The sequence below is a fragment of the Actinomyces respiraculi genome, from assembly GCF_014595995.2.
In the GTDB taxonomy this organism is placed as follows: domain Bacteria; phylum Actinomycetota; class Actinomycetes; order Actinomycetales; family Actinomycetaceae; genus Actinomyces; species Actinomyces respiraculi.
Window position 1 is genome coordinate 84,920 of the sequence record NZ_CP063989.1, and the last position, 19,419, is coordinate 104,338.

Sequence of the window (19,419 nt, forward strand, 5' to 3'; positions counted from 1 at the left end):
CGGTAAGTCATATGAAACCCAAGCACCCTGAAAGGCCACCCCCCGTCAACCTGAAAAGAGCCTAGGAAATCCAGGCCCGCCCCTCCCGTCCGGACGCCGTCGGCGGCCACTGTGGCAGCGAGGTCGTGGGTCCGACGTCGTGGGTCGGGTGGTCCTCACTGTAGAGAGTGAGATCGTCACTGTATGCAGTGAGGGTTCAGTGAGGGTTCAGTGAGGGTTCAGTGAGGGGTTGAGTGAGGCCAGTGATGGCTTCCGCACACCCGCGTGGGCAAGAACAAAGCCCCCGGGCCCGGGGGTGTCGTGTGGGCCTGCTGGTTTTGGGTTTGGGTGTGCGGACAAGGCCCCCGGGCCCGGGGTGTCGTCCCGGCCCGGGGGCCTTCGTCGTGAGGGGCTCCGCGCCCTATCCCTCACAGGGGGAGCGCTCCTCCTTCGCCAGAACGGATGGCGAGAGCTCCCTTGGACCCTCGCCATCCTCGGTCCGGGCCGGTCACGGGGCTCCCCAACCCTCGCGACCCGTTCCGTCCGGCGGTGACTTATATGCAACCCAAGCACCCTGAAAAACTACCCCGGTCCACGCTGTGAAGACCCTAGGAATGTCCTGTCGTACGGTCTGCCGAGCCTGACCCCGGCCACTCCGCTCGCCCCGCGGATGCTGACGCCACGTCCTCCATCTTTGACGAGGCTACTTAGGGCAGACTTAACTATCCTCCGTCACCCCAGCCGGACGTCGTTACCATTAAGGACCCCCGTGAAGATCGCCCGCTCCCTCCCGCTCGCCGCCGCGGCCCTGGCCGCCCTCCTCGCCGTCGGCGTCAACACCGCCTTCTCCGCCTGCGACCCCAAGCCCGACGGCACCTGGATGCACTGCCACCACTGCCAGAACCAGGTCACCGCCGGAGCCGGCGTCCTCGCCCTCGTCTGGGGCTCCAGCGCCTTCGTGAGCAACCGCGCCCTGCGCGCCGGCCTTCAGGCCCTCGGCGTCATCGGCGCCGCCGTCGTCTTCCTCCTGCCCGGCGTCATCTGCCCCCTGTGCATGATGGAGACCATGCGCTGCCGCACCGTCTTCCTGCCCTTCACCCGCATCATGAGCGTCCTCATCGCCGGCACCGGCGTCACCTCCCTGGTCACCACCCTGCGCGGTCTGCGCCGCCCCGCACGCACCCTCGCCCAGGCCGCCGCCTGACGGCCCGCCACACCAGGGTCGATGACCACTCGCGTGCGCGCCGTCGTGGCCGCGCTCGCCCTCCTGCTCCCAGGCGCCCTCGGCTCCTGCGCCCCCACCCCCACCACCGACTACGCCACCGCGCACAAGGGCGACGTCGTCATCCTGGGCACCTGGGAGCAGGACGGCGACGCCACCAACGGCGCCGAACCGCTGGAGTGGATCGTCCTGGACCGCATCGACGACCGTCTCCTGCTGCTGACCGCCGACGTCGTCGCCGCCCGCCCCTACCACCACGTCCCCTTCGAGCCCATCACCTGGGCCGACTCCGACCTGCGCGCCTGGCTCAACACCGACTTCCTCACCCAGGCGCTGACCCCCGCCGAGCAGGACCTCGTTCAGCCCACCGTCCTGGACAACCTCGACCAGTCCATCGCCGGAACCGACGGCGGCGCTCCCACCACCGACCGCGTCCTGGCCCTGAGCGAGACCGACGCCGTCATCTACCTCTCCACCGACTGGGACCGCGAGTGGACCGGCCGGGCCACCGTCACCGACGCCGCCTCCAGCCCCGCCCTGTACACCGACGACGAGGGCCACACCGACTGGTGGCTGCGCTCGCCCGGAGGAGACGACTACGCCGCCCAGTACGTCTCCGCCGACGGCGAGCCCATCACCGCCGGGATCGCCGCCGACGCCGAGCTCGGGGTGCGCCCCGCCCTATGGCTCAGCGTCTGGGGGACCACCACCCCGTCCAGCGCGTCGAGCGGGGAGCCGCGCCCGTGACCCGCCACCGCACTCAGCGCCCCCTGACTCTGCGTGCCATCCCCGCCCGCACCGCCCTCGCCCACCACGCCCGCACCGCGATCCTCCTCGCCCTCGCGCTCGCCCAGGCCGCCTGCCTCATGGCCGGGCTCACCCTCCTGGCCGGCACCCGGGCCGAGCTCGTGCTCGCCGAACAGCGCCTGGGCGCCGACGTCATCGTCTACCCCACCGCCGGCCGCCAGCAGATCCCCAACAACGCGCTCACCGTCCTGGGCACCCCCGTCGACTACCAGCGCGAGCGCACCGCCCTGGCACGCCTGGCCCAGAACGACGACATCGCCGTCGTCACCCACCAGCTCTACCTCACCACCACCCTCGGTGACGGCCAGGACGTGTGGATCGTCGGCTACGAGCCCGCCACCGACACCGCCCTGTCCGCCTGGCTCGAGGAGGGTCCCGACGCCGACCCGGCCACCGGCGCCCTCGCCGTCGGCGCCAACGTCGCCACCCGGCTGGGCGGCGACCCCACCACCGTCACCCTGTGGGGCCGCCCCTGGCCCGTCACCGCCCACCTCGCCGCCACCGGCACCCGGCTCGACGACGCCGTCGTGGCCAGCACCGAGACGCTGCGCCCCCTCCTCGACGCCGCCGCCACCGCGGGCGACACCCGCTACCAGGGCATCGACCCCGCCACCAGCTACTCCGCCGCCCTGCTCACCCTCCGCGAGCGCGACGCCGCCGCCTCCGTCGCCGGCTGGGTCAACGTCTACGTCCGCAAAGTCACCGCCGACTACTCCGACGCCGCCCTGGTGTCCACCGCCACCACCGTCACCGCCCACCTGGGCCTCGTCGTCGGCGCCACCGCCCTGGCCTGGGCCCTGCTCGTGAGTGCCCACGCCGTCACCCAGTTCCTGCTCATGCATGAGCGCCGCCAGGAGATCCGGGTCTGGCGCACCGTCGGGGCCAGCGCCCGCACCGTGCGCCGCCTCCTCACCCACGAGACGCTGCTCGTCCACGTCGTCGGTGCCCTGACCGGCACGGCCGTGGCCGCCACCGCCCTGGCCCTGGCGGGCCGAGCCCTACCCGGTGGACCACCGCAGCCCACCGCCCTCGCCCTCGCCGCCGCGACCGCCGTCGGCCTCACCCTGCTCACCGCCGCCGCCAGCACCCGCCTCGCCCTGCGCCGCACCCTGCGCCGCGACGGCGGACAGGCGCTCCTGACCGTCTGACACCATCGGAGGAACACACGTGCTCACCATGAGGACCCTGCCGTGGCACAACCTGCGCGGCTACCCCGCCCGCACCGCCGCCCTGCTCGCCCTCACCGGGCTCATGGCCGTCGCCGCCTTCGGCGGAGGGCTCGTCATCCAGGGCGTGCGCCAGGGCCTCGACCTCGCCCGCACGCGCCTGGGCGCCGACATCCTCGTCACCCCCGAGGACACCGGCACCGGCTTCAACCCCCAGCAGGCCCTCCTGACCGCCGAGCCCGACTACTTCTACATGGACGCCGACGTCGTCGCACAGGTCGCCGCCGTCGAGGGCGTCCGGCGCGTCTCCGCCCAGCTCTACCTCGCCTCGGCCAAGTCCTCCTGCTGCTCCTCCCGCCTCCAGCTCATCGCCTTCGATCCCGCCACCGACTTCACGATCCAGCCGTGGATCGCCGACTCGCGCGGCGGCGCGGGTGACGACGGGGGTGTTGGCGACATGGAGGTCGTCGTCGGCGCCAATGTCACCATCTCCGACAGCCTGACCCTCTTCGACCACGACCTGCGGATCGCCGGCCAGCTCGCCCCCTCCGGCACCAGCCTCGACAGCGCCGTCTACATGACCCGCGACACCTTCGCCACGGTCCTCAAGGCCTCCTTCGACAAGAACCTCAACCGCTACGGCTACGTCAACGCCGACGACGTCGTCTCCGCCGTCACCGTGGATCTGGCCGACGACGCCGACCCTGACGCCGTGGCCGCCGCCATCGCCGCGCAGGTTTACGGGGTCACCGTCACCACCGCCTCCGGCATGGTCGCCGGCGTCGCCGCCTCCCTCGAGAGCGCCGCACGCACCGTCACCGCGATCGTCGCCCTCATCTGGGGCTTGGGACTGGCCGTCACGGTGCTCGTGCACGCCCTGGTGGTCCACGAGCGCCGTCGGGAGCTCGCGACCCTCACCGCCCTGGGGGCCGGTGACCGAGCGGTGGCACGCACCGTCGTCGCCGAGGCCGTCATCGTCAACCTCACCGGGGCGCTGACCGGCATTGTCGTCGCGGGAGTGCTCGTGCCCTCCTTCGCCACGGCCATCGGCCAGGCCCTGGGCGTGGGCCTCGTCCTGCCGGGGGTGGGCGCCGTTGTCCTCATCGCCGTCGCCACCCTCGCCGGGGCTGTCCTCGCCGCGGCACTCAGCGCGGCCATCAGCCTGCGCCGTACCCACCGCATGGACCCCAGCCTCGTGCTCAAGGAGGGCGAGTGACATGACGAACCTGACGATTCGGGCTCGGGCCCTGACCAAGGACTACCCCCGCTCCAGCCGCTCGGGCGCGGTGCTCACCGCCGTGGCCCCCACCGACCTCGACCTCGACCCCGGGAGTCTGACCGTGGTGACCGGCCGCTCCGGCTCCGGCAAGTCCACGCTGCTCATGATGCTCGCCGGGCTGCTGACCCCCACCGCCGGCACGGTCGAGGTGGGCGGCCAGGACCTCTACGCCCTGGCGGAGGGCGAGCGCTCGCGGTTGCGCAACGAGAGCATCGGCCTCGTGCCCCAGGGGCACGCCGCCCTGCGCTCACTGACCGTCCTGGAGAACGTCCTGCTGCCCGCGGTCATCCACGGCGACGCCGAGCCCCCGGTGGCGCGTGCGCTCACGCTGCTCGACGACGTCGGCCTGACCGGGCTTGCGGAGGAGCGTCCCCAGGAGCTCTCCGGCGGCGAGCTGCGGCGCCTGGCGCTCGCCCGCGCCCTGCTCATGGGCCCCGCCGTCCTGCTCGCCGACGAGCCCACGGCCGGGCTGGACAGTGAGAACGTCGAGCTGGCCCTGACCTTCCTGCGACAGGCGGCCGACGACGGCAGCGCGGTGCTCGTCGTCACTCACGAGGCCGAGGCGGACAGGGTCGCGGACCGGGTCCTCACGATGGACGGGGGCCGTCTGTCCTGAGGGTGTCCTGTGCGGAGGGTGGCAACGTGACGAGACTCGTAAAAATGCGAGAGGAAAACAATCGGGAAGACCATTAGGCTGAGTCTTCTGATCTGAACGCCCCCGCCCGACCCGAGGACTCCATGCCCACCCCGCTCACCGAAGGCACCCCCTGGCGCGTCATCGGCGCCTTCACCGTCCCCCTCGTCCTGGGCAACATCATCCAGCAGGCCTACCAGCTCGCCGACACCATCGTCGTCGGCCGCTTCCTCGGCGTCCTGCCGCTGGCCTCCGTCGGTGCCACCGGCGTCCTGCTGTTCCTCGTCATCGGCTTCTCCTTCGGCATGACCAGCGGCCTGACCATCCCCCTGTCCCAGGCCTACGGGGCCCAGGACGAGGTGGCCGTGCGTCGCTCCGTGGCGGCCGGCACCCTCGTGTCCGTGGCCCTGACCGTCGTGCTCACCGTCATCGGCACGGTGCTGCTCAGGCCGCTGCTCGTGCTGTTCCGCACGCCCGCCGAGCTCATGGACGACGCCATGAGCTATGGCCTGGTCTGCTTCGCCACCTCCTGTGCCATCGTCGCCTTCAACTACCTGTCCGCGATCATCCGCGCGGTCGGGGACTCGCGCACCCCGCTCGTCTTCCTCGCCATCGCCTCCGGCCTCAACATCGTCCTCGACATCGCCCTCATCGCCTGGTTCGGCATGGGTGTCGAGGGCGCCGCCTACGCCACCGCCATCGCCGAGGTCGCCAGCGCCCTGCTGTGCCTGTGGTGGATCCGGCTGCGCTTCCCCGTCTTCCACCTGCGCCGCGAGGACTGGAGGGTCACCCGCGCCGAGCTCGCCCACCACCTGCGAATGGGCGCGCCCCTCGGCTTCAACATGTCGATCATCGCCATCGGCGCGGTCGCCATGCAGGTGCGGCTCAACGAGCTCGGCTCCGACGCCGTCGCCGCCTTCACCACCGCCATCCGCATCGACGGGCTGGCCAACTCCACCCTGTCCTCGATCGGCCTAGCCGTGTCCACCTACGTCGCCCAGAACTTCGGGGCGCGACGCCTGGACCGCGTGCGCCTGGGTGTCAGGCAGGGCAACGTCCTGGCCCTCGTGACCTCGCTGGTGCTCGCGCTCATCCTCGTACCGACCGCCGCGCCACTGTCACGAGTCTTCGTCGGCGACGGCTCCGAGCAGGTCGTCACCCTCTCCGCCCAGGCGGTCATCATGTTCTCCCTGACATACTGGATCCTCGCGATCCTCTACGTCATGCGTGGCGCCCTGCAGGGCCTGGGCAAGATGCGCGCCCCCTTCTACTCGGGCGTGGCCGAGCTCGTCATGCGCGTCATCGCCGCGGTCTGGCTCGGAGGGCTGTTCGGCTACCTCGGCGTGTGCGCCAGTGAGCCCCTGGCCTGGGTGGGCGCCGTCGCACTGCTCGTCCCCGCCTACCTGCGCACCCGCCGTCGGCTTCTCGGTGACGACGCGCGGACCGCCCGCTCGGGCGTCGTGACCTGAGGGCCGGGGCCGGGACCTCAGCCCCAGAGAAATCCTCCAACGCACGGGACAATATGTTGTAGACATCCACGACGGGCGATTGAGGTCCGCCACCCGGATGCCCCGCAGCCGGCGCGACCCCGCACCCCGAGGACGGCGCCGGAACACCGCTGCCGCAGGAGAGAACAATGCTGTTCACCTTCAACTACGACGCCGGAGCCTCGGCCATCGAGGTCTGGCTCGTGTGGATCCTCGTTTTCGCCGCACTCTTCGGCTTCAATGAGGTCACCCGCCGCTTCAAGTGGGTCGGGTTCGCCGCCTTCGTGGCCCTGCCGCTGGTCCTGTCCGTCCTGTGGTTCACCGTCCTGTCCGAGACCACCTACACGGACTGGTTCCACCTGGCCAAGGTCTACTCCGCCACCGCCGGCTGCATCGGCTTCTGGTGCATCCGCTACCTGCAGGGCACTCGCAAGGACGGCACCACCTGGCGCCTGGCCGACAACCGCCTCGCCCTGAGCTTCCCTCCCTTCATCCTCGCCCTCAACATCTGCGAGGCCGTCGCCCGTGACATCCAGGTGGGCCTGCAGTACGTGGGCGGCGGCACCGCCGACGGCATGTGGGTGGTCGGCGGACCCTGGAACTACATGAACGCCGCCGCCGGCGTCCTCAACATCATCACCATCACCGGCTGGATGGGCATCGTCGTGCGCCGCAAGGTCAAGGGCGACGGCTCGCGCGACATGCTCTGGCCGGACATGCTGTGGTTCTGGATCATCGCCTACGACCTGTGGAACTTCGCCTACACCTACAACTGCCTGCCCGGTCACGCCTGGTACTGCGGCTTCGCGCTCCTGCTGGCCCCCACCCTGTGCTCCTTCACGCTGGGCAAGGGCGCCTGGCTCCAGCACCGCGCCCACACCCTCGCCCTGTGGTGCATGTTCGCCCAGACCGTGCCTGCATTCATTGACGAGGGCGCCTTCCACGTCAGCTCAACGTACTCGACCACCTCCCTCACGCTCGTCTCCGCGGCCGCCCTGCTGTGCAACGTCCTTGTCGCCGCCTACATGGCCCTCAAGGTCGTCAGGACCCGCAAGAACCCCTACACGGGCGAGCTCTACGGTGACCTCGCCGCCCAGCGCGAGGTCAAGGCCCTGGGTGAGCCGAGCAACGTCGTCGACGCCGACGGCCGCCTCGTCCGCCACGGCCTGGTCGCCTGAGGCCCCGACGACGTCGGACCCCACGTCACCATCACTGCCGTTGGTCGTCTCAGGACATGTCCTAAGACGACCAACGACGACTATCGCGCACCGGCGTCTGACGCGTGGTGGGCTCGCAGGCAGATCCCGGGAAACCGTGCGTCCAGCTCCGTCGGCGTGGTGCGCGTGCCGTGGTCTGATCTCCTGGGCGGAAGTGGATACGCTTGTGCCGTGAGCCCGTCAGAGCCCCCGGACCAACGAGCCGCCGTCGTCATCCCAGCCAAGAACGAGGCCGCCTCCATCGCCGCCACCGTCCGGGCCTGCCGCGCCATCCCCCGGGTTGACCTCGTCGTCGTTGTCGATGACGGCTCCACCGACGACACCCAGTGCCACGCCCGCGCCGCCGGCGCCGTCACCGTGCGCCACTCGGTCACCCGGGGCAAGGCCTCCGCCCTGGAGACCGGCGCCAGCATCGTCGCCATGCGCGACTACTCCGACGGCCCCTCCCGGCTTCTGCTCTTCATCGACGCAGACCTTGGCGATACCGCCGCCGCCTGCTCCGAGCTCGTCCCCCCGGTGCTCGACGGCGCCGCCGACATGGCCATCGCCGTGCCCCCCAAGCAGGTCGGCGCCGGTGGCCGGGGCCGGGTCGTGCGCGCCGCCCGGGCCGCCATCGCCAGCGCCACCGGCTGGGCGCCCGTCGCCCCGCTGTCCGGCCAGCGCTGCCTCACCCGTGAGGCCTATGAGGCGGCCGCGCCCCTCGCCACCGGCTGGGGTGTCGAAGTCGCACTGAGCATCGACGTGCTCGCCGCCGGACTCACCGTCATCGAGGTCCCCTGCGACATCACCCACCGCGTCACCGGCAATGACCGGGCCGGAAAGGTCCACCGCGCCACCCAGTACCGCGACGTCCTGCGCGCCGTCGCCGCCCGCCGACTGCGCGGACGCCGCGTGCGCGGCCTCGACGAGGACACCGTGCGGGCCCAGTCGCCCTTCCGCGCCTACCGGGCCGTGCGCGAGGACTGAGAACCCGCACCCGCACGGGGCCCGGGCCTGAACGGCAGAGCCCGGCTGAGCCGGTTCGATTGAGCGCGAGGCGGTTCAGCGTGTGCGGGGCCGGAGTCGGGCGCAGCCGAGTGCCAGCAGGAGCGGGGCCGCGCAGGTTGCGGACAGCACCGCCATCGACGCCCCCGAGTCATTGACAAGCACCTCGACGACGACGAGCACCAGCAGCGCGCGCAGCACCGGCACGAACCATCTGGGCACGAGCCCCTGCGTGACCTCCCGGCCGCCTAGGCCGTCCACCGAGCCATCGACCCGACCGCCGTTGGGACCGTCTGAGCCGTCCGGGCCGCCGACCTGACCGCCGTCGGCCGCATCCCCGACCCGGCCCTCCGACCGGTCCTGCGCCGAGTCAACCGCCGTGCTCATCGACGCCACAAGCGGCGCGTAGCCGGAGACCCCCGCCCGCCAGGCCCAGCGCTCACGCGCGAGCCACCACCAGGCCCCCGCCACCGCCACGACGGCGAGGACGAGTGCCACCAGGGCCAGCGGCGAGGACGCGAAGGGAGCCACCAGCGCCCACGCCTTGCGGCGCACCGTCGTCGCCGCCGTCCCGTCCTGGAGCTGGCCCACGAAGCGGCCCATATGCGTGCCCGAGCCCGTCACGTGGTCCGCGAGACCGAAGGCACCCACCACCGTGACCGCGCCGACGCCGACGCCGAGCCACTGCCTCCACGTGATGCGGCCACCCGCCATCCCGGCGGCCAAGGCCGCGAAGGCCGCCACCAGCGTGAGCGCCCCGCCGACGTCGGCCCCCAGAGACGGCAGCCCGACCACGATCAGCGCCACCACCCCGGGCACCCCCACGCCCACAAAGGCCGCAGTGCGCCTGAGCGCCGGCGAGGGCTGAACTGCGACGAGCGGCCCGGCCACCGCCCCAACCGCCACGACCAGCGCCGCCGCCCCCAGGGCGAAAGCCGTGTTCGACAATCCGTAGAAGCGCCCCGCCACCACGGCGTCCATGCCCAGCACGCCGTTGAAGCCCAGGGGGGCGCCGGCAGCGCCGTCGGCGAACAGAACGACGGCGATGGTGGCCGCGAGTAGAACGACCGTCAGCTGTGGCGCGGTGGGCTCCCAGAAGGAGTGGGGCTGAACCAGGCGCCCCAGGCGCCATGCCTCGGAAGCGCTTGGGGCCTGTGCGCGCAGCAGCGTACGAGCGTGCAGCGCGGTCACCGCGGCGGAGGCGCCGTGCAGGAGCGCAAGGAGACACAGGGCCATGACGACGGTCGCGGCCAGCGCGGCGGGCACCACCTGCCGGCCCGGCTCGTAGGCGGTGCTCGCGCCCGCATGCCACCACGGGATCGTCGCGCCCAACCAGGCGCCCGCCGGCAGGGCGGCCACACAGGTCGCGGTGATGCCTACTGCGCGCAGGTGCCGTGGCCCCGCCGGGCCGCGCAGGACCACCGCGGCCACAACGAGGCATGCCAGGGACGCGAGCACGAGGGCCCCGCCGACCGGCAGCGTCGTCATCTGCGAGGCTTCGGCGTGCAGGGCGTCGCGGGCCAGGGGCAGGACGCCCAGGGGCGCGTGGCGCGAATCCAGCGGCTTGAGCTCGACAGCCGGGGAGGTGGTGGGCAGGGCGAGCGCCTGCCCGGTCATGCTGGTGGGCACCTCAACTCCTAGCGCGGTCAGGAGTGTGGGGGACAGGTCCGTCAGCTGGACGAGGCCCGGCTGGCGGGTCGACGGGGAGGTGACGAGGAGCGCGTCGTCGGCCCTGACGACGGCGTCGGCGGGAACGGCACCCGTGCCCCTCCAGCCGGTGGTGCCCTTCGGCAGGACCAGCGCCTGCAGGCCCGGGTCCGTGGGGTCCGCGATAGAGGCGACGACGACGCGGGCGTCGTCCAGCGCGGACGCCAGCCGCAGCGACTCGATCAGCACGTGGGGTTCCGTCGCGTCGACGACGGTGAGGTCCGCCAGTCTGTTGAATGAGACGGCCTGCTCGAATGAGCGGACTGAGGCGGGGGCGTCGCCGTCGGAGGTGGTGAGCATGAGCGAGGCGCCACGACCGACCGCGAGCGTGCTCAGGCCCGCCTGGGCGAGGGCGTCCGCCAGGGCCCCGGGCTGGGCGCCGTAGCCGGCCTGTTGCGAGGCGGCGACGGCGTCGTTCCAGTCGGTGGGCCAGCCGCAGTCGGTCCCGTCGGAGGAGGGCAGGGCTCGCGTGCGGGCGCCCGCGGACAACGACAGCCAGGCGTCGGCCGGGCAGGTGGTGGCGGAGGCGGTGCGCTGAACGAGGTTGGCGGGCGTGGCCGCCCAGGTCAGGCTCAGGAGGGTTTCGGTGACATCCTGCGGATCCGGGGTGGGGCCGCCGTCGAGCGGGGCGGTGTGCTCGGCGATGAGATCGCCCCAGGTCAGGCCGGTTGTGGCAATGAGGATGACGGGGGCGGGCTTCGTGCCCGTGGTCGAGGCCCCGGAGGGGGCGCTCGGCGCGGCCAGGGCGGGGGCGGAGCCCGCCAGGGCGGGGGTGGCGACCGCCAGGACCGCGCCCAGCACCGTCAGCAGGAGGAGCGCGCACGTGCGTGCCAGACGCTGGTGGCGGCGGACCTGCGGACTCATGCGGCCACCTTACGGTTGTCATCGTCGTGAGCAACCCTCCTGGCAGATGATTCCGGCCTCTCATCAGGCAGGCACATCCACCACGGCCCACGCCCGGTCGATAACCTCAGCCCATGACGGCCCCCACCACCCCCCAGCGCTGGTCCTTCCTCGGCCCGGCCGGCACCTTCACCGAGATGGCCCTGCGCCAGGTCGCCCCGCCCGACGTCGAGCTCGACTCCTGCCAGGACGTGCCCACCGCCCTCGACCGGGTGCGTGAGCGCCAGTCGGACGCCGCCGTCGTCCCCATCGAGAACTCCATCGAGGGCGGGGTCAACGCCACCCTCGACAATCTCGTCTCCGGTGCCCCGCTCACCATCGCCGCGGAGGTGGCCGTGCCCATCACCTTCGTCCTGGCCGGGCGCGAGGGCACCCGCCTGGAGGACGTGCGCGCCATCTCCACCCACCCCCACGCCTGGGCGCAGTGCCGGGGCTGGGTCCACCGCAACCTGCCCGATGCCGTCTACGTCGCCGGGACCTCCACCTCCGCACCGGCCAAGGCCCTGGCGGGCAGTGAGGATCCCGGCTCGCTCGGCTACGAGGCCGTCCTGTGCAACCCGCTGGCCGCCGAGCAGTACGGGCTCGCGGTCATCGCCGGGGGCGTGGCGGACAACGCCGGCGCCATCACCCGCTTCGTCAAGGTCACCCGCCCCGGGCGTATCGGGGAGCCCACGGGGGCGGACAAGACGACCCTCCAGGTCCAGCTCCCGCACGACCGATCCGGTGCCCTGCTCGGCATGCTCGAGCAGTTCAGTGCCCGCGGCGTCAACCTCTCGCGCATTGAGTCGCGGCCCGTGGGCGACTCCCTGGGCCGCTACCGCTTCTCCATCGACATTGAGGGGCACGTGCGCGAGGAGCGCGTGCAGGCGGCCCTCATCGGCCTGCACCGCACCTGCCCGCAGGTGCGCTTCCTCGGCTCCTACCCGCGCCTGGACGCCCGCCCCGTCGTCGTGCCCGCGGGCACGAGCGACAAGGACTTCATCGTCGCGCGCGCCTGGGTCAAGGACGTCCTCGACGGCCGAACCCTCTGAGCCGGTCTCAGCGGCCGGCGCCAGGACAACGTAGGCGGCCAAGAACGACGTCATTCTCGTAGGACAACCTGGTGGAGTCACGCAGGTTGTCCATCGGCGCGCACGTTGTTCTGGTGCGCGCGGGGTGTCCTGCGACGGGTGCGTGGTGGGTGGCCGGTCGGTGACGCGCGGGCCTGACGTACGGGCGCGGGTGGGCTTGCGCCAGACGGGCAGATCAGTTTCGAGGCGTTGCGCTCTCCTTGCGGGCGCGGGGGTGGGCGTGGTGGCGACGTCGGCCTCGAGCTCGCTATGAGTGCCTGGACCGGGGTACCGGGTGGGGCTTGCACGCTCATGTGACTGGTGTGATTCGGCCGATTCAGACTTTTCGTTGGTATTCCGCGGATCGCGCCCTTCGGGCCGAAACGGCCTCTGAGGCTCCCATGTGCAGGGGCGTTGCTCATGCACATGGGAGCCGAAGGACTCCAGAGCGTCGATCCCGAAAACCGCAGAATTCCGCGGATTCTGACGGAGACCGAAAAGCGTGAGCGTGCATGAGCGTGCACCCCGACAGCACAGGCCCCCCGCGGGAGCCGCCTCAGTCGAGCCACCGGCCCCCAACTCCTCGGTTGGGGGCGGCGTCGGCCCGGGTCAGTGGGCGCCCTCGGGCAGGCTCACGCGCACCGCCGCCGGCTGGAGCCGTACCCGCAGGCTGCGCGTGGGAGGCAGGAGGTCGCCGTCGACCTGGACGAGCGCGGGCGTGGCCGTGCGCACGACGACGTCGCGCCCGCGCCGCAGCACCACGCGACCGAGCGCCCGCTCCGACGGGGTGTAGGTGGCCGCGTAGGGGGGTAGCACCTGGCGCGCGAGGGAGGTCCAGCCGACGATCCCCCCGACCGTGTCGATGGCGGCGACGTCGAGCACGCCGTCGTCCATGGCGGCCTCGCGCAGCAGGACGATGCCCGCGGGCAGGCGCCCGCCGTTGGCCACGAGCAGCGTGCGGGCATTCAGGCGCTCGAGGTGACGGCGGGGGCTGACAACCTCAGCCCGTCCCGGACCGCCGACCTCCTCACCGATGGACACGACGAGGTCCATGCGCGGCGAGGACAGGTTCTCGAAGGCGGCCAGAGCGTAGGCGCCCCACTTGAGGCGCGCCTTGAGATCGGGGCGGGTCGAGGCGACGAGGTCGGCGTCGAAGCCGATCCCGGCGACGACGAGGCAGGCATGCTCGTGGCCCAGCGAGGGCCGCGCCCAGCCGCCGGGAGGCTCCTCGAACAGGTCGGCGAGGTCGGCGTCGGAGGGGTCCGTGCTCACCCAGGACAGGTCGACGACGCGGGGGCGGGCGTGCAGGGCGGTGGCGATGAGCGCGTCGAGGCTGCCCACACGCAGGCCAAGATTGCGTGCAGCCAGGTTTGCCGTGCCCAGCGCGATGATCCCCAGGACCGTGTCCGTGCCCGCCAGGCCCGCCGCCACCGAGCGCAGGGTCCCGTCGCCGCCGACTGCGAGGACGAGGCGGGCACCGGAGGCGACGCACTGGCGGGCCTGGGCGGTGCCGGTCTGCGTGCGGCTCGTCTCGAGCCACAGGGGGCCGCGGTAGCCGGCGGCCTCAAGGGCGTCGGCCAGGTGGGAGCACAGCGCCGGGGTGACCGCGGGCTTGGACGGGTTGAGCACGACGCAGGCGAGCGGCGCCTCGTCGCGTGTGCCCTGGGTCATGTCCGGGAGCCTAGCGGGCGGCGGGCTGCGGCGGCCCGCCAGTGGCTGGCTGACTGCGGCGGAGGTCAGTCGGTCAGCGGGGTGACGGGCAGGTCGGCGTCGATGGCGAGGTCGGTGATGACCCGGGCCAGGCGCTGGAAATCCGCGGTCCGGGAGGAGGAGGCGCGGTGGACCAGCCCCATCCGGCGCATGGGGGGCGTGCCGCCGAAGCGTGCGACGGCGTAGCCGTGGCGGTCGGCGATGATGCGAAGGGCACCCTCGGGCAGGACGGTGACGCCGATGCCGTGGGAGACCATCGACACGACCGTGGACAGGGTGGTGGCGACGGCGACGGGCGGGTTGGTGCCGTAACGCTGGCACAGGGCCAGGGTCTGGTCGCGCAGGCAGTTGTCCTCGTCGAGCAGGAGGAGCTCCTGGTCATCGAGCTCGGTGGGGTTGACGTCCTCGCGCCCGGCCCAGGGGTGGGAGACGGGGACGAGGACGACGAAGGGCTCGTCGTACATGTCGATGGCGGCCACGCGCGGCAGGTCCGCCTCGGTGGAGACGACGGCGGCGTCGAGGTGTCCCTGGTTGAGCTGGTCGAGAATGTCGTTGGTGACGAGCTCGCGCAGCTCCAGGGAGAGTCGGGGCAGCTCGTTGGCCATGCCGTCGGCGATGACGGGGATGAGGTAGGGGGCGAGCGTGGGGATAAGACCCAGGCGCAACATGCCGGTCAGGGCCTGGCCCCGGTTGACGACCGCCTCGTTGAAGGACTCGGCGGACAGGACGGCCTCGCGCGCGTAGGGAAGCAGGGTCTCACCCAGGGGGGTGACGAGCACGCGACGGGTGGTGCGCTCGACGAGCTCACCGCCGACACGCTTCTCCAGGGCGGTGATGGCCTGGGAGAGGCTGGGCTGGCTCACGCCGAGGGTGCTGGCGGCCTCGCCGAAGTGCTGGTGGTCGCACAGGGCGACGAAGGCGCGCAGCTGGGAGAAGGAGGGCAGGGAGGAGGCGGGCATGGCTGCGGTCCTGTCAGTGTGGCGCTGCTGGTGCGCGGGGTGTGCTCGGTGGTCGCGCCGGGAGGAGATGGTACGGAGCGCCGATTACAGTTATCGGGATAGGTGGGATGGAAGTGACTATAGGTGCACCTGACTCGGTAGGCAATTTGAAAGAGCCGCGCGCGGGTCGCCCCGGCGGGCCCGTGCCGGTCACTCCGAGGGGGTGCCGACGACGCCCGAGCCGCCCTGGCTACACTCGGCCTCATGATCGACCTGCGTGACCTCCGCGAGAACCCCGAGCGCTACCGCGAGAGCCAGCGAGCCCGCGGCGCCGACGTCGACCTCGTCGACCGCATTATCGAGGCGGACGAGGCCCGCCGCTCCCGGCTCGGTGCTTTTGAGGCCCTGCGCGCTGAGCAGAAGAACGTCTCCCGCTCGGTCGGCAAGGCCGCCCCCGAGGAGCGCGCAGCCGTCCTCGCCCAGGCCAAGGAGCTCGCCGAGCAGGTCAAGCAGGCCGAGGCGGCCTCGGGCTTGGCCGCCGACCACCTCGACAAGCTCGCCCACCAGTTCCAGAACCTCATCGAGGGCGCACCCGTCGGAGGCGAGGAGGACTACATCGTCCTGCGCCACGAGGGCCCCACCCCCCGCGATTTCGCCGTCGAAGGCTTCGAGCCCGCCGACCACCTCGCTCTGGGCGAGAGTCTCGACATCATCGACACCCGGCGCGGCGCGAAGGTCAGCGGCTCCCGCTTCTACTACCTCAAGGGCGCGGGCATGCGCCTCGAGCTCGCCCTCATGACCGCCGCCCTCGACGCCGCCGCCGGCTACGGCTTCATCCCGATGGTCACCCCCACGCTCGTGACCCCGCAGGTCATGGGCGGCACCGGCTTCCTCGGCCAGCACTCCGACGAGATCTACTACCTGCCGGCGGACGACCTCTACCTCACCGGCACCAGCGAGGTCGCCCTCGCCGGCTACCACACCGACGAGATCCTCGACCTGACCGACGGCCCGCGCCGCTACCTCGGCTGGTCCACCTGCTACCGCCGCGAGGCCGGCGCCGCAGGCAAGGACACCCGCGGCATCATCCGCGTCCACCAGTTCAACAAGGCCGAGATGTTCTCCTACGTGCGCCCCGAGGACGCCGTCGCTGAGCACGAGCGTCTGCTCGCCCTCGAAGAGGAGATGCTGCGCCTGGTCGGCCTGCCCTACCGGGTCATCGACACCGCGGCCGGGGACCTCGGCTCCTCCGCCGCCCGCAAGTTCGACTGCGAGGCCTGGCTGCCCACCCAGAACCGCTGGATGGAGGTCACCTCCACCTCCAACTGCACCACCTACCAGGCGCGCCGACTCGCCATCCGCGAGAAGCGCGATGGGCGGACCTCCCCGGTGGCCACCCTCAACGGCACGCTCGCCACCACCCGCTGGATCGTCGCCATCCTCGAGAACAACCAGCGGGCCGACGGCAGCGTCGTTGTCCCCGAGGGACTGCGCCCTTACATGGGCGGCCTCGAGGTCATCGAGCCCCGCGCCTGACCCGCAGCTGCCGTGAGCAACACGTACTCCACAGGCACCCTGCCCGTCAGCGTCCTGCCCAGCGGACCCCGCCAGGACCTGTCCGAGATTCCCGACGGCCCGCGGGGCCTCGGGGGCTCCACCGAGTTCCTCAACGGCGCTCGCGGCGCCCTGAGGCCACTGTCCGACGGCGAGTACGCCGCCCTCGTGCGCGAGCGCGCCGCTGACCTCGACCGCCTCGACCCGGGCGGCCGCCACCTCGTGGCCGGACCCTCCCTCGTCGTCGCCCTCGACGTCGACGGCACGATCCTCGACATGGACGGACGGGTCTCGATGCGCGTGCGCGCCAGCATCGACGCCCTGCGGCGGCGCGGCGCCCACGTCGTCATCGCCACCGGTCGCGGCGTCCAGGCCGCGGTGCCCGTCGCCCACCACGTGGGTCTGACCGAGGGCTGGATGGTGTGCGCCAACGGCGCCCTGACCCTGCGCATGGACCCCAATGAGGCCGCGGGCCACAGCGTCGTCGAGCAGATCACCTTCGACCCGGCCGCCGCCATCGACGCCCTGCTCGAGGCCGTGCCCGAGGGCATCATCGCCGTGGAGGACGTCGACTCCGGCTTCCGCACCACCCGGCTGTTCCCCGAGGGCGAGCTCATTGAGCGCCAGACGGTCGTCAGCCTCGACGACCTGCGCTCGCGGCCCGTCTCCCGCGTTATCCTGCGGGCTCCCGGCATGCCCGTCAGCCGCTTCAGTGAGCTCGTCGTCGGCGCCGGCCTGCACTCGGTGGAGTACGCCATCGGCTGGACCGCCTGGCTCGACGTCGCCCCCAACGGCATCACCAAGGCCTCCGCCCTCGACGCGCTGGCCACCGAGCTGGGGACCGACGCCAGCTGCGCCATCGCCGTCGGAGACGGCACCAACGACCTCGAGATGCTGCAGTGGGCCCGGGTCGGCGCCGTCATGGGCTCGGCTCCCACCGAGGTTCAGGAGGTCGGGGACCTCGTCACCGAGCCCGTGTGGCGTGACGGCTGTGCGGCTCTGCTCGACGCCGTCCTGCTGCGTTCCGGGGCCGCCACCCACCCGGAGGCACGGGCATGAGCGCCGACCTGCGCCGCGCCGCGGCCGTCGTCTGTTCCCTGGCTCTGGCCGGGGCCGCGCTGGTGGGCTGCGCTGCCGGGGCGAGCGACGAGGCGAGCCCTGGGGCCACCGACGCCGCTGCCGCCTGCGCCGCCCTCACCATGGCCTACGGAACCTTCCCGCAGGGCACCACCGTCACCATCGCCACCCCCTTCTCGGGTGAGGAGGCGGCCGCCTTCGACGCCTCCCTCGCCGCCTTCTCCGACTGCACCGGGATCACCATCGTGCAGGAGGGCTCCGACACGCTCGAGGCGAGCCTGCGCGCCCAGCTGCCCACCCCGACGGCTCGGCCCACGGGCATGGCCAGCGCCCGACCCTCAGCACAGGCGGGCGATCCGACGGCGCAGCAGACGGCAGATCCGACGGCGCAGGCCGTCCCGGCCGAGTCCGCGATGACTGAGGCCGCCGCGTCTGAGTCTGCCGCCGCGACCGGTGAGGCCGCCGCGTCCGGTGATGCCGCCGCGACCGACTCCGCGGCCACCGCCGGGGGTGAGGACCTGGCTGTGGGCCCCGTGACCGCGGACCTCGCCGTCGTCCCCCAGCCCGGCCTCATCGCCGAGCTCGTCCAGGCCGGGCTCATCACCGAGATGCCCGAGGCTGTCGCCGCCAACATCGAGCTCGGCTGGGATGACACGTGGGCCCGGACCGGCACCGTGGACGGCACCCTCTACGCCGCACCCCTCATGGCCAGCGTCAAGTCCTTCATCTGGTACTCGCCCGCCGCCTTCGCTCAAGCGGGCTACGAGGTCCCCGAGACCTGGGAGGAGCTGCTCACCCTCACCCGGCAGGTCGTCAAGGACCACCCCGACGGCGACGTCACCCCCTGGTGCCTGGGCGCCGCTGACGGTGCCACCACTGGTTGGCCGCTGTCCGACTGGCTCGAGGACGCCCTGCTCGCCACTGAGGGCACCGCCGCCTACGACGCTTGGGCAGGGCATGAGGCCCCGCTCGACGACCGTCGGGCCGTGGACGCCCTCAACGACCTCGAACGGCTGCTCCTGGCCGAGGGGCACGTCACGGGCGGGGGTCAGGGTGCTGTGACCACCACGGTCGAGCAGGCCGGTGAGCAGCTCGTCTCCGGCTCCTGCCTCATGCTCCACGCCTCCAGCTCCTTCGAGACCCTGCTGCCCAAGGGCACCATCGTGACCGACGGCGCGGGCACCCAGTCCAACGGCGTGTCCACCTTCCTGCTGCCCTCGGTCGACGACGGCGAGCGGGCCATCCTCGTCGGCGGGGACTACCTCGTGTCCCTGGCGCACGGGCGCGGTTCCGACGGTGCGGATGGTGGAGACGCCGCGGGCAGTGCCCCGAGCGAGGCCAGGACCGCCGTCATGAGCTACCTCACCAGCGCCCAGTGGGCCGTCGAGCGGGTCTCGTTGGGTGGGGTCGCCTCGGCCAACCGGGGGGCGCGCGGCGTGAGCGTCTCCTCCCCGGTCGCCGAGGCCGCCTTCGAGATCCTCCAGTCCCGCCAGTCCGTCATCCGCTTCGACGCCTCCGACATGATGCCCTCCCAGGTGGGGACCCGGGTCCTGTGGGACGCCCTGGTGGGCTGGGCCAAGGGCGACGCCGACGCCGCCAGGGCTCTGAGGCAGGCGGAGGAGGCCTGGCCCGCCGGACGCTGAGCCCCCGCCTCGGTCCCGATTCGGTTCCGAGGCGTGCCCGCAGGCCCGCCCTCCGCCAGTGCG

At 72.3% G+C, this 19,419-nt stretch carries 15 protein-coding genes; 12 read left to right on the forward strand and 3 right to left on the reverse strand.

Annotation, left to right across the window (positions count from 1 at the left end; all coding sequences use genetic code 11):
• The first annotated feature begins 748 nt into the window (after positions 1-748).
• The 8 genes from ID810_RS00375 (at position 749) to ID810_RS00410 (ending at position 8,757) form a co-directional block, all read left to right on the forward strand.
• A complete protein-coding gene (locus tag ID810_RS00375) occupies positions 749-1,183 on the forward strand; it encodes a DUF4418 family protein (RefSeq protein WP_235931672.1) in 435 nt (144 codons plus the stop codon).
• Positions 1,184-1,204: 21 nt separating this feature from the next.
• Positions 1,205-1,948 (forward strand): DUF6273 domain-containing protein, encoded by a 744-nt coding sequence (locus ID810_RS00380; RefSeq protein ID WP_166857564.1) that lies wholly within the window; start codon positions 1,205-1,207, stop codon positions 1,946-1,948.
• Complete coding sequence (locus ID810_RS00385; protein ID WP_166857566.1) at positions 1,945-3,156, forward strand: FtsX-like permease family protein; 1,212 nt, start codon at positions 1,945-1,947, stop codon at positions 3,154-3,156. Before ID810_RS00380 ends, ID810_RS00385 begins: the two co-directional genes overlap by 4 nt.
• Positions 3,157-3,184: 28 nt before the next feature.
• Positions 3,185-4,390 (forward strand): FtsX-like permease family protein, encoded by a 1,206-nt coding sequence (locus ID810_RS00390; RefSeq protein WP_243856669.1) that lies wholly within the window; start codon positions 3,185-3,187, stop codon positions 4,388-4,390.
• Between the two features lie 10 nt (positions 4,391-4,400).
• Positions 4,401-5,069, forward strand: coding sequence for an ABC transporter ATP-binding protein (locus ID810_RS00395; protein ID WP_188232620.1), 669 nt, complete (start codon positions 4,401-4,403; stop codon positions 5,067-5,069).
• Positions 5,070-5,191: 122 nt separating this feature from the next.
• Positions 5,192-6,556, forward strand: a complete 1,365-nt coding sequence (locus tag ID810_RS00400) for an MATE family efflux transporter (RefSeq protein WP_166857572.1) — start codon at positions 5,192-5,194, stop codon at positions 6,554-6,556.
• A 167-nt stretch (positions 6,557-6,723) separates the two neighbouring features.
• Positions 6,724-7,752 (forward strand): DUF5692 family protein, encoded by a 1,029-nt coding sequence (locus ID810_RS00405; RefSeq protein WP_196781510.1) that lies wholly within the window; start codon positions 6,724-6,726, stop codon positions 7,750-7,752.
• Between the two features lie 210 nt (positions 7,753-7,962).
• The gene (locus tag ID810_RS00410) at positions 7,963-8,757 is read left to right on the forward strand and encodes a glycosyltransferase (protein WP_166857574.1); all 795 of its coding nucleotides are present in this window, start codon (positions 7,963-7,965) and stop codon (positions 8,755-8,757) included.
• Positions 8,758-8,832: 75 nt separating this feature from the next.
• On the opposite strand, the gene ID810_RS00415 is transcribed toward ID810_RS00410, so the two are convergent.
• Positions 8,833-11,346 carry a hypothetical protein gene (locus tag ID810_RS00415; RefSeq protein WP_166857576.1) on the reverse strand — a complete coding sequence of 838 codons (2,514 nt, stop codon included), beginning with the start codon at positions 11,344-11,346 and terminating at the stop codon, positions 8,833-8,835.
• Between the two features lie 113 nt (positions 11,347-11,459).
• Here ID810_RS00415 and pheA point away from each other — a divergent pair, with 113 nt between their 5' ends.
• Complete coding sequence (pheA, locus tag ID810_RS00420) at positions 11,460-12,416, forward strand: prephenate dehydratase (RefSeq protein ID WP_166857578.1); 957 nt, start codon at positions 11,460-11,462, stop codon at positions 12,414-12,416.
• 627 nt (positions 12,417-13,043) lie between these two features.
• On the opposite strand, the gene ID810_RS00425 is transcribed toward pheA, so the two are convergent.
• Together ID810_RS00425 and ID810_RS00430 are read right to left on the reverse strand one after the other, a co-directional pair.
• Positions 13,044-14,105 carry a diacylglycerol/lipid kinase family protein gene (locus ID810_RS00425; RefSeq protein ID WP_166857580.1) on the reverse strand — a complete coding sequence of 354 codons (1,062 nt, stop codon included), beginning with the start codon at positions 14,103-14,105 and terminating at the stop codon, positions 13,044-13,046.
• A 65-nt stretch (positions 14,106-14,170) separates the two neighbouring features.
• The gene (locus ID810_RS00430) at positions 14,171-15,103 is read right to left on the reverse strand and encodes a LysR substrate-binding domain-containing protein (RefSeq protein WP_166857582.1); all 933 of its coding nucleotides are present in this window, start codon (positions 15,101-15,103) and stop codon (positions 14,171-14,173) included.
• A gap of 243 nt (positions 15,104-15,346) precedes the next feature.
• On the opposite strand from ID810_RS00430, the gene serS reads away from it, so the two are divergent.
• Genes serS through ID810_RS00445 form a run of 3 tightly spaced genes read left to right on the forward strand, consistent with a single transcriptional unit; the run spans position 15,347 to position 19,356 of the window.
• Complete coding sequence (serS, locus tag ID810_RS00435) at positions 15,347-16,618, forward strand: serine--tRNA ligase (RefSeq protein WP_166857584.1); 1,272 nt, start codon at positions 15,347-15,349, stop codon at positions 16,616-16,618.
• Positions 16,619-16,630: 12 nt separating this feature from the next.
• A complete protein-coding gene (locus ID810_RS00440) occupies positions 16,631-17,695 on the forward strand; it encodes an HAD family hydrolase (protein WP_166857586.1) in 1,065 nt (354 codons plus the stop codon).
• On the forward strand, positions 17,692-19,356 hold the full coding sequence (locus ID810_RS00445) for an ABC transporter substrate-binding protein (protein ID WP_235931670.1): 1,665 nt from the start codon (positions 17,692-17,694) through the stop codon (positions 19,354-19,356). Before ID810_RS00440 ends, ID810_RS00445 begins: the two co-directional genes overlap by 4 nt.
• Positions 19,357-19,419 lie beyond the last annotated feature (63 nt).

Coding starts and splice junctions, on each gene's coding strand:
- ID810_RS00380 (WP_166857564.1), top strand. CDS start 1,205: ATGACCACTCGCGTGCGCGCCGTCGTGGCCGCGCTCGCCCTCCTGCTC.
- ID810_RS00390 (WP_243856669.1), top strand. CDS start 3,185: ATGAGGACCCTGCCGTGGCACAACCTGCGCGGCTACCCCGCCCGCACC.
- ID810_RS00400 (WP_166857572.1), top strand. CDS start 5,192: ATGCCCACCCCGCTCACCGAAGGCACCCCCTGGCGCGTCATCGGCGCC.
- ID810_RS00405 (WP_196781510.1), top strand. CDS start 6,724: ATGCTGTTCACCTTCAACTACGACGCCGGAGCCTCGGCCATCGAGGTC.
- ID810_RS00415 (WP_166857576.1), bottom strand. CDS start 11,346: ATGAGTCCGCAGGTCCGCCGCCACCAGCGTCTGGCACGCACGTGCGCG.
- pheA (WP_166857578.1), top strand. CDS start 11,460: ATGACGGCCCCCACCACCCCCCAGCGCTGGTCCTTCCTCGGCCCGGCC.
- ID810_RS00425 (WP_166857580.1), bottom strand. CDS start 14,105: ATGACCCAGGGCACACGCGACGAGGCGCCGCTCGCCTGCGTCGTGCTC.
- ID810_RS00430 (WP_166857582.1), bottom strand. CDS start 15,103: ATGCCCGCCTCCTCCCTGCCCTCCTTCTCCCAGCTGCGCGCCTTCGTC.
- serS (WP_166857584.1), top strand. CDS start 15,347: ATGATCGACCTGCGTGACCTCCGCGAGAACCCCGAGCGCTACCGCGAG.
- ID810_RS00445 (WP_235931670.1), top strand. CDS start 17,692: ATGAGCGCCGACCTGCGCCGCGCCGCGGCCGTCGTCTGTTCCCTGGCT.